Here is a 15,086-nt window from a genome sequence, read left to right as displayed (position 1 = left end):
GGATGTGTGAATCGAGTGGTCAGGCTTGCAGGGCCGCCGCGAGGATGCCGAGGCCTTCTTCAAGCACGGCATCTTCGATGGTCAGCGGGAACAGGAAGCGGACCACATTGGCATGCACGCCGCAAGTCAGGAGCAGCAAGCCCGCGTCGCGTGCGCGGGCTTGCACCTGCTTCGTGAACTCGGGGTCGGGCGCGCCGTGCGCATCGGCGAACTCCACGGCCACCATGGCGCCGAGGCCGCGCACGTCCGAGATCTGCGGCACCCTGGCGCGCAGGCCTTCGAGGCGCGCCTTGAGCCGGTCGCCCAGCACCTGCGCGCGTTCGCAGAGCCTTTCTTCCTCGATCACGTCGAGCACCGCATGCGCCGACGCGATCGCCAGCGCGTTGGCGGCGTAGGTGCCGCCGAGCCCGCCGGGCGCCGGCGCGTCCATGATGCTGGCGCTGCCGCACACCGCCGACAGCGGCGTCCCGCCGGCCAGGCTCTTGGCCATGGTCATGAGGTCGGGCACCACGTCGTAGTGCTCCATCGCGAACCACTTGCCGGTGCGGCCGAAGCCGGTCTGGATCTCATCGGCAATCAGCAGGATGCCGTAGCTGTCGCAGATCCGGCGCAGCGCGCGCATGAACTCGGGCGGTGCCGCGTAAAAGCCGCCTTCGCCCTGCACCGGCTCCAGGATGATGGCCGCCACCTGCTCGGGCTCGATGTCGGCCTTGAACAGCCGGTCGATGGCGCGCAACGAGTCTTCGACCGACACGCCGTGCAATGCAATCGGCGCGGGCACATGGAAGATGCTGCCCGGAAAGGGGCCGAAGCCGGTCTTGTACGGCACCACCTTGCCCGTGAGCGCCATGCCCATGAAAGTGCGGCCATGAAAGCCGCCACCCAGCGCGATCACGCCGGGGCGACGCGTGGCCGCGCGGGCGATCTTGATGGCGTTCTCGACGGCCTCGGCGCCGGTGGTGAAAAAAGCCGTCTTCTTGGCGTGCGTGCCGGGCGTCAGCTTGTTCAGGCGCTCGGCCAGCGAGACCACGCTTTCGTACGGCACCACCTGGTAGGCCGTGTGGGTGAAGCGGTCGAGCTGCTTGCGGATCGCCTCGACCACGCGCGGATGGCGGTGCCCGGTGTTGAGCACCGCGATGCCCGAGCCGAAGTCGATGTAGCGCCGGCCTTCCACGTCCCACAGCTCGGCGTTGAGCGCGCGCTCCGCGTAGATCGGAAAACCGATGCCGATGCCGCGCGGCGTGGCCGCGATGCGGCGTGCGTCGATGGCGGCGTTGTTGAGGGGAGTCATGCGGGTTTTCCTTCCTTGTGGCTTGTTGTCGATATTCGGTGGCCGGCTTCAATGGGCCGTTGGCCCAGTCAGTGGCTGCCCGGCGCCACCATGCGATGGCGGATCTGATCGGCAACCACCGCCACGATCAGCAGCGCGCCCAGCACCACCATCTGCAGGTAAGAGCCGACGCTGGCCAGGTTCATGCCGTTCTGCACCAGCCCGATGAAGATCGCGCCCATCACCACGTTCGGTACCCGGCCGATGCCGCCGCGCAGGCTCACGCCGGCGATCACGCAGGCGGCGATGGATTCCAGCGCCACGGTGCCGCCCAGGTTGGCCTCGCCGGTTTCCACGCGCGCCGTCAACAGCAGGCCGCTCACGGCGGCCAGACCCGCGCACAGCAGGTAGGCCATCAGCAGCACGCGGCGCGTGTCGATGCCCGAGAGCGCGGCGGCCTTGGCATTGCCGCCCACGGCCAGCAGGTGCGTGCCGGTCGGCATGCGGGCCATGAGCACGCCCATGCCCGCGACGCACACGGCCGTCACCAGAATCGGTATGGGCACCCCGAGCAGCGTGCCGAAGCCGAACAGTTCGCTGAACTCACTGGGGATGCCCGACACCGGTACGCCGCCCGTGAGGTAGAGCGCAAAGCCGAAGCCGATGGACTGCACGCCCAGCGTCACGATGAAGGGCGAGACGCCGATGAAAGCCACGCCGATGCCGTTGATGAGGCCCACCGACAGCCCCGCGAGCAGGCCGCAGATGCAGCCGGCAATCACCACCACCCATGTCGCGTCGGGCAGCGCCGCGCCAAAGGCCTGCATGGCCAGCGCCGAGACCACCGAGGTGATCGCCATGACGGTGCCGACCGAGAGATCGAAGCCGCCCGTCACCAGCGCCAGCATCTGGCCCATCGACACCAGGATCAGGTAGACCGACTGGCGCAGCAGGTTCACCAGGTTCTGCACCGTGAGGAACTGGTCCGACAGCGTGCTGAACACGATGAAGGCAATGACCAGCATGAAGGGCAGCACGCCCAGCCGCAGGAACAGGTTGCGCAGCAGGCCGAGCAGGCGGCCCGCAAGGCCGGGGGCGGGCGCGGCGGTGGCAGTGGTGGTAGTGGCCACAGTGGGAGACGGAGTCATGGCTTTCTTTCGCTGGAACCGAAAAACAGGTTGAGCACGCGGGTTTCGCTGATCGCATCGCCTTGCAGCTCGCCGGCGATCTCGCCGCGGCACATCACATAGACGCGGTGGCTCAGGTGCAGCACCTCGGGCAGGTCGGACGAGATGACGACCACGGCGGCGCCGCTTTCGCAGAGCTTCTGGATCACCTGGTACAGCGCGCTGCGCGTGCCGATGTCCACGCCCACCGTGGGCTCGTCGAACACGTAGAGGGCAGCGTCGCGCGTCATGCCCTTGCCGAACAGCACCTTCTGCTGGTTGCCGCCCGACAGCAGCGCCACTGGCCGTTCGAGGTTGCGCGGCGCCAGCTCCACGCGCTCGGCCGCCGTGGTGGAAAGCCGGCGCCCGAGCCGCTTGCGCAGCCAGCCGCCGTGTCCGCGCAACGGCCCGTGCACCAGCGGCAGCGTGATGTTGGCGCGCGAGCTGAAGCCCAGCACCAGCCCTTCGCCCTTGCGATCCGGCGGCAGGTAGAACAGGCCTTCGTCGAGCAGTTGCCGCACCTTCGCACCGGTGCGCGGCAGGCCCTTGAACAGCACGCGACCCTCGCTCACCGCATCGAGCCCGTAGATCGCGCGGAACAATTCCGACTTGCCGCAACCCACCAGCCCCGCCAGCCCGACCACTTCGCCACGCCGCACCATGAGGCTCGCGCCGCGCACGCCATTGGGCGAACTCAGGCCTTCGACCTGCAACACCACTTCGCCGGGGGCATGGGCGATGCGTGGGTAGATCTGTTCGATCGCGCGTCCGCTCATCAGCTCGATCAGGCGGTCGGCGTTGGTCGCGCTCGCTTGCACCGTGGTGACCTTGCGGCCATCGCGCAGCACCGTGATGCGGTCGGCGATCAGCGCGATCTCCTGCATGCGGTGCGAGATGTAGACGATGCCCACGCCGCGCGCCTTCAGCCGCGCCACCAGTTCGAACAGGCGCTGCGTTTCGGTGTCGGTCAGCGAAGCGGTGGGCTCGTCGAGGATCAGCACCGACACCTCGCCGCGCAGGCCCTTGGCGATTTCCACCATCTGCTGCTGGGCGCGCGTGAGGCCCGAGACCGGCGCATCGACGTCGATTTCGAAGCCCAGGTCGGCCAGCATCGCGCGGGCCCGCTCGCGCACCGCCGCGCGGTCGAGCAGGCCACCCTTGCAGGGCTCTTCGCCCAGGCTCAGGTTCTGCGCCACCGACAGCGTGGGAATCAGCGAGAACTCCTGGAACACCGCGCTGATGCCGTGGCGCCGGGCTTCGTGCACGTTCGAGAAGCGCACGCGCTCGCCATGCATGCGGATCTCGCCGGCCGAGGGCGTGTTGGCGCCGGCCAGCAGCGAGATCAGCGTGGACTTGCCGGCCCCGTTCTCGCCGAACAGCACATGCACCTCGCCGGCGCGCAGCTCGAAATCCATCGCGTCGAGCGCCAGCACGCCTGGGTAGCGCTTGCCGAGGCCGACGGTTTGCAACAACGGGGCAGACATCGACGGCGGGCTTACTTGACCTCGAACACCGGCTTGAAGCCCGGCGGCGGCAGGATGTCGTCCAGTTTCACGCTCTTGATGTTGCTGCTGTCGACCACGAAGATCTTGGGGCCGACGTGCTTCACCACGTCCTTGTTCTCGAGCAGGCGGACCGCCTGGTCGACTGCGATGCGGCCCTGGATCACCATCGAGTCGGCGGGGGAGGCAACGATGCGGCCCTTCTGGATGCCTTCGTAGACGCCCGGCGTCATGTAGAAGGACAGCACCTGCACCTTCTTGTCGAGGTTGCGCGAACGCAGGATGCCGGTGGCGGCTTCGGCCGTGACGGCGGTGCCGGCCACGTAGGCCAGGTCGGGGTTGCCCTGCAGCACGTCTTCGACCAGCTTGGCCTGCGCCTCCTTGCCGGTGTCGCCGTACTTCGGGTCGAGCACCACCACCGCGCTGCCCTTGATCGCCTCCATGAAGCCCTTGTGCGCGGCCTCGACCCAGCCCGCGCCGGCCGGGCCGGGGAACCAGCCCACCTTGACGGGCGGCGAGCCGGCCGGGTGCTTCTTCGCCAGGTACTCGCCGGTCGAATGGCCCATCGTGTAGAACGACACCAGCGACTTGGCCGACAGGTCGGGCGAGTTGATGCCGTTGACGAGGTCGATCACCGGCACCTTCTTCGCGGCCGTGGCCTTGATGACGTTGTTCAGGCCGTCGCCCGAGATCGCGCCGATGATCACCGCGTTGGCGCCGCGCGCCACGCAGTCTTCGATCTGCGAGACCTGCTTGGCCAGGTTGGTGTAGCCGCCCGCGTCCGCCACCTGCAGCTTCACGCCCTGGCGGCGGGCTTCCTCGATCACGCCGTAGTCGACGCCGAGCCAGTAGGCATCTTTCATGTGCGGGAACGACACGCAGATGTCCCACTTCTTCGACGCCTTGGCCAGCGGCGTGTAGTCGATGGGCTTCTTCGTGCCCTCGGCCGAGAAGGCGGGCTCGGTCGCCTCGGCCTTGTAGGGAAACCAGTCGGCGGCCGAGGCCGCGCCGTGCCACAGCAGGCCGGTGGCGGCGAGCGAAGCGGCGATCAATGAAACGCGCAGGGGCGAGCTGTTCATGAAGAACTCCTTGGGTGACGGCAGTGAAAAAAGAGAGAGGGAAGGGTGGTCGCGGCTCAGGCCGCGAGCGCCGCGCGCAGGCGCTCGATCCGTCGTCGCCGTTCGGCGCGGGCTTCCAGCGCCTGGGCCATGTCGACCTCGACGAAGCGCGCCTTGTGGTTGGGCTGCATCTGGGCGATGAGGTCCATGTCCGCGCTGATCACGGTGCCCACCATCGCGTAGCCGCCGCCCGAGACCGCGTCGCGGTGCAGGATGATCGGCTCGCGTCCGCCCGGTACCTGGATCGATCCGTAGGGGTAGCCCGCATCGACGATGTTCGACGGGTCGTCGCCCGCGCCGAAGGGCGGCTTGCGATCGAGAAACTTCAGCGGCGTGCCGTTCTTGTAGCGGTAGCCGATGCGGTCGGCCTCGGAGCCCACCGTCCAGGTGTCGGCGAAGAAGCTCTGCACCGACACCTCTTGCAGGCGGTGAAAGTAGATGCCCGGCAGCACACGCAGCGCCACTTCTTTCGTCAGCACGGGCAGCAGCGCGGCGTCGACCTTGCGGCCGGCCCTTGCCTTGGCCGATGGCGTGCCGACCGGCAGGCTGTCGCCGGCCAGCAGCTTGCGGCCTTTGAAGCCGCCGAAGGCGCCCAGCCCGTAGGTCGAGCGGCTGCCCAGCACCACCGGCACGTCGATGCCGCCGGCCACCGCGATGCACATGCGGGCGCCGAGCTTCATGAAATCGAAGCTCAGCTTGTCGCCCGCCTGCACCGTGAAGGATTCGTTGCGCGGCATTTCGTTGCCATTGAGCTTGACCTTGGCATCGGCGCCGGTCACGGCCACCAGTGCGGGTGCGTCGAATTGCAGCTCGGGCCCGAGCAGCGTGCTTTCGATGACGGCCGCGCCTTCGTCGTTGCCCACCAGCAGGTTCGCGAGCAGCAGGCTTTGCTGGTCGAGCGCGCCCGACAGCGGAATGCCCAGGTTGTAGTAGCCGGGGCGGCCCGCGTCCTGCACGCTGGTCGCCAGGCCGGGCTTGATGACTTCAATCGCCATGGAGCACCTTCAGCAGCTGTTGGTTGTAGCCATCGGGGTTGGCCAGGAATTCCTTGAGCGAGAACGACACCGGCGCAATGCGCAGCGTGTAGCTCCCGTCTTCGACCTGCGCGATCTGGCGGTCGTACTCGGCGCGGTCGACGGGTTTCCACTTCACGATGTCGCCGGGCTGGAAGAACACCATCAGGTCCTTCAGGTACGACAGCCGCTGGGCAGGGTCGAAGATCGGCGCGGGCGTGACGCCGAACATCTGGTAGCCGCCCGCGCCGCGCACCGAGTAGATGCAGCTGAAGCAGCCGCCGTGGCCCAGCGTGAGCTTGGGCGTGTCGGTGCGCGGGCTCAGGTACTTGGGCACCTGGATCTGGCGCTCGCGCTCGACCATCTGGAACAGGAAGGGCAGGCCGGCCACGAAGCCCACCATCGACACGAACCACGGCGCGGACGAATGCGCCTCGATGAAGGCATCGACCGAGGCATGGCCGTTGATGCGCGCGGCGTATTCGATGTCGGTGCTGGTCGGGTCCTGGTGCCGCTCGCGGAAGCGCATCAGCGTTTCATGCGTCCACGGGTCGTTGTAGAGCACGGGGATCTCGATGATGCGGGTCTGCAACTGCAGGTCGGCTTCACCCAGGCCCGCCTCGATTTCCTTCAGCGTGGCGAGCAGCGCATCGGGCGCGATCGCATCGGGGTCGAAGCGCACGAGGTAGGCGGCATTGGCCGGACAGATCTCCGTGACGCCGGGCAGCGCGCGGCGGCGCAGCTCGTTGCAGATGGCCATGCCCTTGAAGAAGGCCGGCAGCGACATCTCTTCGCTGATCTCGACGAACAGGTGCTCGTCGCCGCCGAAGCTGTAGCGGGCCTGGGCAGGCAAAGTGGTTGCAGCGGTCATGCGGGCACCTTCACAAGCGGAGCGGCATCAGCGAGCGGATTCGCCGCGAGCCATGTTTCGAGAAAGCCGGTGTGAAAGGCAGCCTTTGCCACGTCCGCGTCGTCGCACAGCGCGCGATGCAGCGGAATCGTGGTGTGAATGCCCTCGACCTTGAGTTCGCCCAGCGCGCGGCGCATGCGTGCCAGCGCGCCTGCGCGGTCGGTGTCGTGCACGATCAGCTTGCCCAGCAGCGAGTCGTAGTAGGCCGGCACCGTGTAGCCGGGGAACAGCATGGTGTCGAAGCGCACGCCCGGCCCACCCGGCACCACGAGCTGCGACACCAGTCCCGGGCTCGGCATGAAGTTCTTCGCCGCGTTCTCGGCGTTGATGCGCACCTCGATGGCGGCGCCGGTCAGGCGGATGTCTTCCTGCTTCAGGCGCAGCGGCTGGCCCAGCGCGATGCGCAGCATCTCTTTCACCAGATCGACGCCGGTGATCATCTCGGTGATGGGGTGCTCGACCTGGATGCGGGTGTTCATCTCGATGAAGAAGAACTCGCGCGTGTCGTCGTCGTACAGGTATTCGAGCGTGCCGGCGCCGCGGTAAGCCACGGCGTTGGCCAGCCGCAGCGCCGATTCGCACAGCGCGGCGCGGGTGGCCTCGCTGATGGCGGCCGAAGGCGCTTCTTCCCAGACTTTCTGGCGCCGGCGCTGCAGCGAGCATTCGCGCTCGAAGCAATGCACCACGCGCTGCCCATCCCCGAGGATCTGCACTTCGATGTGGCGTGCCTGCCGGATGAAGCGTTCGAGGTACACCTCGCCGTTGCCGAAAGCCGCCTGCGCTTCGGCCGTGGCCGTGGCGAACTGCTGGCGCAGCTCGGCTTCGTCCTGCGCCACGCGGATGCCGCGTCCGCCGCCACCGGCCGAGGCCTTGATCATGATCGGGTAGCCGATGTCTTTCGCCACCTCGACGGCCGTGTCCGGGTCGGTGACCACGCCGGCGCTGCCGGGCACCGTCGGCACGCCGGCCTTCATGGCGGCGGCGCGCGCGGCCGCCTTGTCGCCCATGGTGCGGATGGCGTACGGCGTGGGGCCGACGAACACCAGGCCGGCGGCCTCGACGCGTTCGGCAAAGTCGGCGTTCTCCGAAAGAAAACCGTAGCCCGGATGCACCGCGCCGGCACCGCTGTCGGCAGCGGCCTGCAGGATGGCATCGACGCTCAGATAGCTCCTGGTGGCATGCGCCGGGCCGATGCGCACGGCTTCGTCGGCCATCTGCACGGCGAGGCTCTGCGCGTCGGGGTCGCTGTAGACGGCGACCGTCTTCAGCCCCAGTTCTTTCGCGGCGCGGATGATGCGCACCGCGATCTCGCCACGGTTGGCGATCAGCAGCTTGTTGAATGCGGCGTTCTTCATTGACCCGGGCCTCATGCCGTCTCGATGATGGCCAGCAACTGGCCCGGATCGACCGGCTCGCCGTTCTCGACCGCGAAGCGCTGCAGGCGGCCGGCCGCATCGGCCGTGACCTCGCTGAACTGCTTCATCACCTCGACCAGGCCCAGCACGTCGCCCACGGCCACCGTGTCGCCTTCGGCCTTGAAGGGCGGCGCATCGGGCGCCGAGCGGCGGTAGAAGGTGCCCGGCAGCGGGCTCAGGACTTCGTGGGTAGCGGACATCGGATGCACTCCTGGAACAAGAACGAAAAAACGCAATCAGCCCTGCGCCGGCGTGGCAGGGCCGGCAACGCGAATGTCGTGGTCGGCGAGGGCGCGCCGCGTGGCCTGCACCAGCGCGAGCGCACCGGGCGTGTCGCTGTGGATGCAGACCGAATCGAAACCGACAGCAATATCCTTGCCTTCGACGGTGCGCACCAGTCCCTCGGTGCAGGCGCGCAGCACCTTGGCGGCCACCGCATCGGGCTCGAGCGCGCCGACGCGGCGGGTGAAGACGATGGAGCCGCTCAGGTCGTAGTCGCGGTCGGCATAGAACTCGCGCACCACCGGCTGGCCCAACTCGCGGGCCACCTGATAGGTGACGGAGGCTTCCATGCAGAACAGGCGCAGCGTCGGTTCGATCTGCTGCAGCGCCGTCACCAGCGCACGCGAGAGCGCCTCGTCGCGCGCCGCATGCATGTAGAGCGCGCCATGCGGCTTGATGTGCTGCAGCGTCATGCCTTCCAGCCGTGCGAACTCGCGCAACGCACCGAGCTGGTAGACCATGTCGTTCACCAGCTCGTCGGCCGGTGCGTTGATGTGGCGGCGGCCGAAGCCCACCAGATCGCGAAAGCCCGGATGCGCGCCGATGCCCACGCCGTGTTCGCGGGCCAGCAGCACCATCCTGCGCATGATGTTCGGGTCGCCCGCATGGAAGCCGGTGGCAATGTTGGCGGAGCTGATCAGCGGCATGAGCTGCGCGTCGACACCATCGCCGATGGTCCAGGGGCCGAAGCCTTCGCCCATGTCGGAGTTCAGATCGATCAGCGTCTTCTTCACGTCTCGCAGCCTTTGTTTTCTGGGCATCGCCGGAAAGCGGCAATGCAGGACAGGGCGAAGATTAGTGAGCGGCCTAAAGACTGAAAAGCATTGTTTTCGAGCGGCCCGGTATCTGAAAAAGAGATGCTGCAGCGCCGCGAATTGGGCGCTACTCTGGAGGGATGCGATTTCGCGATATCGGGTTTACACCTAATGCAGGGTGCCCGTCGCGCATCCTGCAATACCCGACCGAAGACTCCGAGGAGGCCCGCGCCATGTCCCTGACCCTTCGCCAGCTCAAGTACTTTTCCGCCGTGGCCGAGGTGGGGCGCATCTCGCACGCGGCGCTGCAGCTCAACATCTCGCAGTCGGCTGTGACCACCGCCATCCGCGAGCTGGAAGAAATGATGGGGCAGCAGCTCTTCGAGCGGCATCCGCATGGCGTGGAGCTGACGAAGGCGGGGCGGCGCTTCCTGAGCCATGCGTACGCGGTGCTGTCGGCGGCGGACGAGGCGATCCGCATGCCGCACGATGGCGCGAACGTCGAAGGCTCGCTGACCATCGCCGCGAGCTACACGGTGCTGGGCTACTTCCTGCCACACCATCTGCAGCGCTTCGAGCAACTGCATCCGCAAGTGACGGTGAAGGTGCACGAGGTGGCGCGCGAGGCCATCGAAGAAGGCCTGATCACGCAGAGCTACGACATGGGCGTGGTGCTCACGTCGAACGTGGTGCTGCGCGAGCTGTCGCTCGAAACCTTCTTCGGCTCGCAGCGCAGGCTGTGGGTGCCCGCCAAGCATCCGCTGCTGGAGAAAGCCGAGGTCACGCTGGCCGACGTGGCGGCCGAGCCCTACATCATGCTCACGGTGGACGAGGCCGCGGCCACGGCGCTGAAGTACTGGAGCAAGACGCCGCACCAGCCGCGCATCAGGTTGCGCACCAGTTCGGTGGAGGCGGTGCGCAGCACGGTGGCCAACGGGCTGGGCGTGACGGTGCTGTCGGACATGGTCTACCGGCCGTGGTCCCTGGAAGGCAAGCGCATCGAGACCATCAACCTGCGCGACGCGGTGCCGACCATGAACATCGGGCTCGGCTGGAAGCAGGGCGTCGAGTTCTCGCCGGCGATGACGGCGTTTCGCGATTACTTCCGGCAGCTCTTTCTGGAGCCGGCCTCGGCACGGCAGGTGCGAAGCCGGGGGTGAACGCAGGGGCTGCGTTCACCCGGCCGCAGCCGTCGCGGATCAGGGCGCGACCTTGCGGATCATGTTGTTGCCCGACTCGGCGACGTAGAGAACACCGTTGCTGTCGATCGTGATGCCAACGGGTCGATTGAACGACGCGGCAGAGCCGGTGCCGTCGGCATGGCCAGCGGCGCGGCTCCCCGCATAGGTGGTGACAACTCCGGACGGGGTGATCTTGCGGACCATGTTGTTGTTCCCGTCTGCGACGTAGGCATTGCCGTTGCTGTCCGACGTAATGTCGAAAGGAGCGCTGAAGGAAGCTGCGGAGCCAGTGCCGTTGGTCCAGCCCGGCGTCGGGCTGCCGGCCAGGGTGGTCACGACGCCGGCGGGCGTGAGCTTGCGGATCATCTGGTTGTCGCGATCCGCGACATAGAGGTTGCCGCTTCCGTCGAATGCAAGGCCCTGTGGAAACCTGAAAGTCGCAGCAGTGCCCGTCCCGTCAGCGCTGCCAGGGGTTGTCGTGCCAGCCAGTGTGGTCACCGCGCCGGCTGGCGTCATCTTTCGGATCAGGTTGTTCTCGGAGTCCGCAACATACAGATTGCCGCTGCCATCGAATGCAAGGCTGGCCGGTTTCCTGAACGACGCGGCCACGCCGAGGCCGTCCGCTGAACCTGGAGTCCCGTTGCCAGCCACCGTGGAGACCAGGCCGGCCGGCGTGATCATGCGAATCGTGTTGTTCCAGCTGTCTGCGACATACAGGTTGCCGTCGCTGTCCAGCGCAATGCCGAGGGGGCCATTGAATGAAGCGGCGGCACCGAGTCCGTTGGCGTTGCCGGCGGTCCCGCTACCGGCAAGGGTGGTAACGACGCCGGCAGGAGTGATCTTGCGAATCTTGTGGTTGCCGTAATCGGAAACATACACATTGCCGCTGCCATCGACGGCCATGCGGAAAGGCGTTCTGAACGATGCGGCCGCGCCGGTGCCGTCAGCACTGCCGGCAGCGGGGTTGCCTGCCAGCGTGCTGACGACGCCCACGCTCGCACAACTGACGCTCACATTGCTGACATTGGCGGCAATGCCGTTGCCCCCACCACCGGAAACCGCGCACTCCTGTCTGAGAGGCTGCGTGCCGACGGTGACCGAATAGCTGCCGTTGTAGGCAATCGGCGTCTTGAAACCGAAGCTGCCGTCGGCGGTGACGGTGAGCGCATCGCTGCCGTTGTCGAGCAGCGTCACCTGCCGGCCGTTGACCAGCCCGCTGACCGTGCCACCGATGCTGTAGGTATTGGTCGAGCAGACGATCTGGACAGTGTTGATATTGGCTGTGACTTCCGACCCCGAGCCGCTGCCACCCGCCACCGAGCAGGTCTGCCCGGTCGGCTGCGTGCCCACGGTGATCGCGTAGCTGCCGTTGTAGGCCACCGGCGTTGCAAAGCTGAAGCTGCCATTGGCATTGACGGCGAGTGCATCGCCGCTGTTGTTGAGCAGCTTCACTTGCTGGCCGCTGGCCAGGCCGGCCACCGTGCCACCGATGCTGTAGGTGTTGGTCGAGCAGACGATGCGGATGTTGTCGATATTGGCTGTGACGCCCGAACCCGCGCCGGTGCCGGCTGCCAGGGAGCAAGTCTGCCCGGTCGGTTGCGTGCCGACGGTGATGGCGTAGTTGCCGTTCTCGGCCACTGGTGTCGCAAAGCTGAAGCTGCCGTTGGCCTTCACCGCCAGCGCATCGGCGCCGTTGTTGAGCAGCGTGACGGTCGCGCCGTCAGCCAGTCCGGTCACCGTGCCGGCGACGCTGTAGCTTGCTGGAGGAACGGGGGCGGGTGCAGGAGCCGGCGCGGGAGTTGCCGGCTGCGGAGCAACGAGCGGGAAGGCAACAGGAGATCCACCGCCGCCTCCGCCGCAGGCCGCAAGGCTGACGAGAAGGGTGGTGCTCAGCGCGCGCGTGATGGCCCTGGGCCTCGCGCGACCTGACGGCATGGACGAAGTAAGGCCTGTTGGTGTTGTCATGTCGTTGCTTGCGGCGTTCTTCGCCGGCTGTTCTCTGCTTCACATCCGGCGTTCCCTTTTCTTCGGAGCCGGTCCTGCGGGCAGAGTAGCCACGCACATGAATCTGAAACTGAGCGTTTCTGAGCGCGTCTCGCGGTTTCCACATGCCTCTTGCCGCGGCGCTCAGGGCCGGGGCGGGCAAGTCCCGCTTCAACAACCGGTGGCGGGAGCCGGCAGCCGATGCAGCGTCGCAATGCGCGAGGCAAAGATGATCACGGCCTGCAGCACGAACCCCGCGAGTGCCAGCAGCAGGCAGGCCGGCTCTCCCCATGCCGCGCCGACCGCACCACCGAGCGTCGCGCCGATGGGCCGCGCGCCCGCATTGATCGTGAGGAACACGGCCGACACACGGCCCAGCATGGCCGCGTCCGTCACGCTCTGGCGCAGCGTGGCGGTCGTGATGACCCAGACCATCGGCCCCGCGCCGAACAGGAAGAACGACAACGCGGCCAGCGATGCGTTCGGCACGATGAGCGTCGCAGCCATCGTGGCTGCCGCGACGACAGCCACGGCAGGCCCGACCTGGATCGCGCGACCAAAAGGCATGCGCGCCACGACACGCGACGTGAGCAGCGCGCCGACCACCATGCCCGCGCCATACATCGCCAGCGTGAAGCCGACCGCCTGCGCACCCAGGCCCAGCACGCGCACGGCATAGGGCACATACCCCGCCTGCAGCACGAACCATGAGATGTTGAAGACCGCGCCCGTCATCAGCATGGGACGCAGCAGCGTGTGCTGCCAGACGAAGCGCGCACCGTCGCGCACGTCGAGCAGCGGATGGCGCTGCGATGCCGCGTTGCGTGGCGCTTCGCTCAGCTTCAGCAGCAGGCCCACGGCCGAGACGGAAAGCAGCGCCGCCAGCACGAACGCAGCCGGCGCACCGGCCCACGCGACCAGCGCGCCTGCGAGCGCAGGGCCGGCGGTAAAAGCCGCACTGCGCGCCAGCTCCAGCCGGCCGTTGGCTGCTGCCAGCGCATCGCGCGGAACCAGTGCCGGCACCAGCGCGGGCGCTGCCACGCTGAAGCCGACAGTGCCGACGGCCCCCAGAAAGCCGAGCACGGCCAGCCATCCGATGCTCAAGCGCGATGCGAGCACCATCGCCAGCAGCACCAGCAAAGACACAGCCCGCAAGGCTTCGGACCAGACCATCAGCCGCCGCCGCGACATGCGGTCCGCGAGCAAACCCATCGGCATCGAGACCAGCAGAAAGGGCAGCGTCTGGATAGCGGCCAGGAAGCCGATTTCTCCCGGCCCGGCGCCGAGCGCGAGCACCGCCACCAGCGGCACGGCCGCAAGGCTCAATTGCTCGGCGGATTGCGCCGCGAGGTTGGACCACGCGAGATTCAGGAAGGGGCGGGGGAGGGCTGCGGACATGCGGATAGGGCCTTGGTGGAAAGCCTCATCTTGCGAGCCGGCGCCGCCTTGCGCTGGCCGTTTACGGACCTGAAAGCAATCGGCCCGGATGCCGGTCAGCGCCGGGTTTTTGTCGTCGCTTCCGGCGCAATGGCCGCCATCATGAAGTCGATGAAGGCCCGCACCTTGGCCGCCGGCAGATGGCGCGACGGATACAGCGCGTACAAGGGAAAGCGCTCGTCCGGCCAGTCGGGAAACAGGTCGACGAACTCGCCGCTGTCGAGCTGCGACTGGATGCCCACCGCCTTGATCTGCGCCACGCCGACACCCGCAAGGGCGGTGGCGAGGATGGTGCCCGCATCGGTCAGCAGCAGCCGTCCCGTGGTGGGCACCTTGATCAGCTTGCGGCCGCGCTGGAACTCCCATGCGTAGGGCTGTCCCGTGACCGGGTTGCGCACCTGCAGGCAGGCGTGATCGACCAGGTCCGCCGGCTTGGCGGGCCGGCCGTGGCGCTTGATGTAGGCCGGCGTCGCGACGGTGACGATGCGCGTGTCCATCAGCTTGCGCGCGACCAGCGACGACGACGGCGGCTCGCCGAAACGCACCGCGATGTCGAAGCCCTCGGCCACGAGGTCGCCAAGCTGGTCGCGCGCAATCAGCTCCAGCGACAGCTCGGGGTAGAGCGCGAGAAAGCGCGGCAGATGCGGTGCCAGCAGCAGGCGGGAGGTGAAGGCGTCGGTGTTCACGCGCAGCCGCCCGCGCACCGCGCCGGACGCACCGGCCGTGAGCGTGACCGCGTCCTCGATGCCCAGCACCAGCGGGTTGATGTTGGCGTAGAGCAGCCGGCCTTCGTCGGTGAGGCTCAGCGACCGCGTGGTGCGGTCGAACAGGCGCACGCCGATGCGCGCTTCGAGCCGTGCGATGGCGCGGCTGACACCGGAGGGCGTGAGGCCCAGCGCCTGCGCGGCGCTGGCAAAGCTGCCGCCTTCGACGACGGCAGCGAGCACGCCCACGTTGGAGAGAAGTCGTCCGTCGAGTGCCATTTTTTATTCGTGATTAGGTGTCATGAATGATATGTCTTCGAGTCGCTTTACTCAAAGAAGGCCAATTCCTA

At 67.4% G+C, this 15,086-nt stretch carries 13 protein-coding genes; 1 reads left to right on the top strand and 12 read right to left on the bottom strand.

Translation table 11 applies throughout. From position 1 onward, the window contains the following. Positions 1–19 precede the first annotated feature (19 nt). The 9 genes from gabT to ACSFB7_RS00370 form a co-directional block, all read right to left on the bottom strand. Positions 20–1,291: a 4-aminobutyrate--2-oxoglutarate transaminase gene (gene gabT, locus ACSFB7_RS00410; RefSeq protein ID WP_435466002.1), complete on the bottom strand. Its 1,272-nt coding sequence runs from the start codon at positions 1,289–1,291 to the stop codon at positions 20–22. Between the two features lie 68 nt (positions 1,292–1,359). After that, positions 1,360–2,418: an ABC transporter permease gene (locus ACSFB7_RS00405; RefSeq protein ID WP_435466000.1), complete on the bottom strand. Its 1,059-nt coding sequence runs from the start codon at positions 2,416–2,418 to the stop codon at positions 1,360–1,362. Further along, entirely contained in the window at positions 2,415–3,920 is a 1,506-nt protein-coding gene (locus ACSFB7_RS00400) for a sugar ABC transporter ATP-binding protein (protein ID WP_435465998.1), read from the bottom strand. The genes ACSFB7_RS00405 and ACSFB7_RS00400 overlap by 4 nt, the downstream gene beginning before the upstream one ends. 11 nt (positions 3,921–3,931) lie before the next feature. Further along, positions 3,932–5,017 carry a TMAO reductase system periplasmic protein TorT gene (gene torT / locus ACSFB7_RS00395; protein ID WP_435465996.1) on the bottom strand — a complete coding sequence of 362 codons (1,086 nt, stop codon included), beginning with the start codon at positions 5,015–5,017 and terminating at the stop codon, positions 3,932–3,934. A gap of 56 nt (positions 5,018–5,073) precedes the next feature. Next, positions 5,074–6,051 carry a 5-oxoprolinase subunit C family protein gene (locus ACSFB7_RS00390; RefSeq protein WP_435465994.1) on the bottom strand — a complete coding sequence of 326 codons (978 nt, stop codon included), beginning with the start codon at positions 6,049–6,051 and terminating at the stop codon, positions 5,074–5,076. Further along, the gene (locus ACSFB7_RS00385) at positions 6,041–6,940 is read right to left on the bottom strand and encodes a 5-oxoprolinase subunit B family protein (protein WP_435465992.1); all 900 of its coding nucleotides are present in this window, start codon (positions 6,938–6,940) and stop codon (positions 6,041–6,043) included. The genes ACSFB7_RS00390 and ACSFB7_RS00385 overlap by 11 nt, the downstream gene beginning before the upstream one ends. Further along, positions 6,937–8,334 (bottom strand): acetyl-CoA carboxylase biotin carboxylase subunit, encoded by a 1,398-nt coding sequence (locus ACSFB7_RS00380; RefSeq protein WP_435465990.1) that lies wholly within the window; start codon positions 8,332–8,334, stop codon positions 6,937–6,939. The genes ACSFB7_RS00385 and ACSFB7_RS00380 overlap by 4 nt, the downstream gene beginning before the upstream one ends. A gap of 11 nt (positions 8,335–8,345) precedes the next feature. Beyond that, a complete protein-coding gene (locus tag ACSFB7_RS00375; protein WP_435465988.1) occupies positions 8,346–8,594 on the bottom strand; it encodes an acetyl-CoA carboxylase in 249 nt (82 codons plus the stop codon). A 36-nt stretch (positions 8,595–8,630) separates the two neighbouring features. Next, the gene (locus ACSFB7_RS00370) at positions 8,631–9,437 is read right to left on the bottom strand and encodes a 5-oxoprolinase subunit PxpA (RefSeq protein ID WP_435465986.1); all 807 of its coding nucleotides are present in this window, start codon (positions 9,435–9,437) and stop codon (positions 8,631–8,633) included. Between the two features lie 227 nt (positions 9,438–9,664). Here ACSFB7_RS00370 and ACSFB7_RS00365 point away from each other — a divergent pair, with 227 nt between their 5' ends. Further along, the gene (locus ACSFB7_RS00365) at positions 9,665–10,591 is read left to right on the top strand and encodes a LysR family transcriptional regulator (RefSeq protein ID WP_435465985.1); all 927 of its coding nucleotides are present in this window, start codon (positions 9,665–9,667) and stop codon (positions 10,589–10,591) included. 39 nt (positions 10,592–10,630) lie between these two features. Here the strand turns inward: ACSFB7_RS00365 and ACSFB7_RS00360 are convergent, their stop codons facing one another. From ACSFB7_RS00360 to ACSFB7_RS00350, 3 genes are all read right to left on the bottom strand, one after another. Further along, positions 10,631–12,349 carry a hypothetical protein gene (locus ACSFB7_RS00360; RefSeq protein ID WP_435465983.1) on the bottom strand — a complete coding sequence of 573 codons (1,719 nt, stop codon included), beginning with the start codon at positions 12,347–12,349 and terminating at the stop codon, positions 10,631–10,633. Between the two features lie 417 nt (positions 12,350–12,766). After that, complete coding sequence (locus ACSFB7_RS00355) at positions 12,767–13,993, bottom strand: MFS transporter (protein WP_435465981.1); 1,227 nt, start codon at positions 13,991–13,993, stop codon at positions 12,767–12,769. Between the two features lie 95 nt (positions 13,994–14,088). Continuing rightward, positions 14,089–15,015: a LysR family transcriptional regulator gene (locus ACSFB7_RS00350; RefSeq protein ID WP_435465979.1), complete on the bottom strand. Its 927-nt coding sequence runs from the start codon at positions 15,013–15,015 to the stop codon at positions 14,089–14,091. Between the last annotated feature and the right edge of the window lie 71 nt (positions 15,016–15,086).

This window comes from Variovorax raffinosi (assembly GCF_051216615.1).
In the GTDB taxonomy this organism is placed as follows: domain Bacteria; phylum Pseudomonadota; class Gammaproteobacteria; order Burkholderiales; family Burkholderiaceae_C; genus Variovorax.
This window is presented reverse-complemented; position numbering and strand designations above follow the sequence as displayed.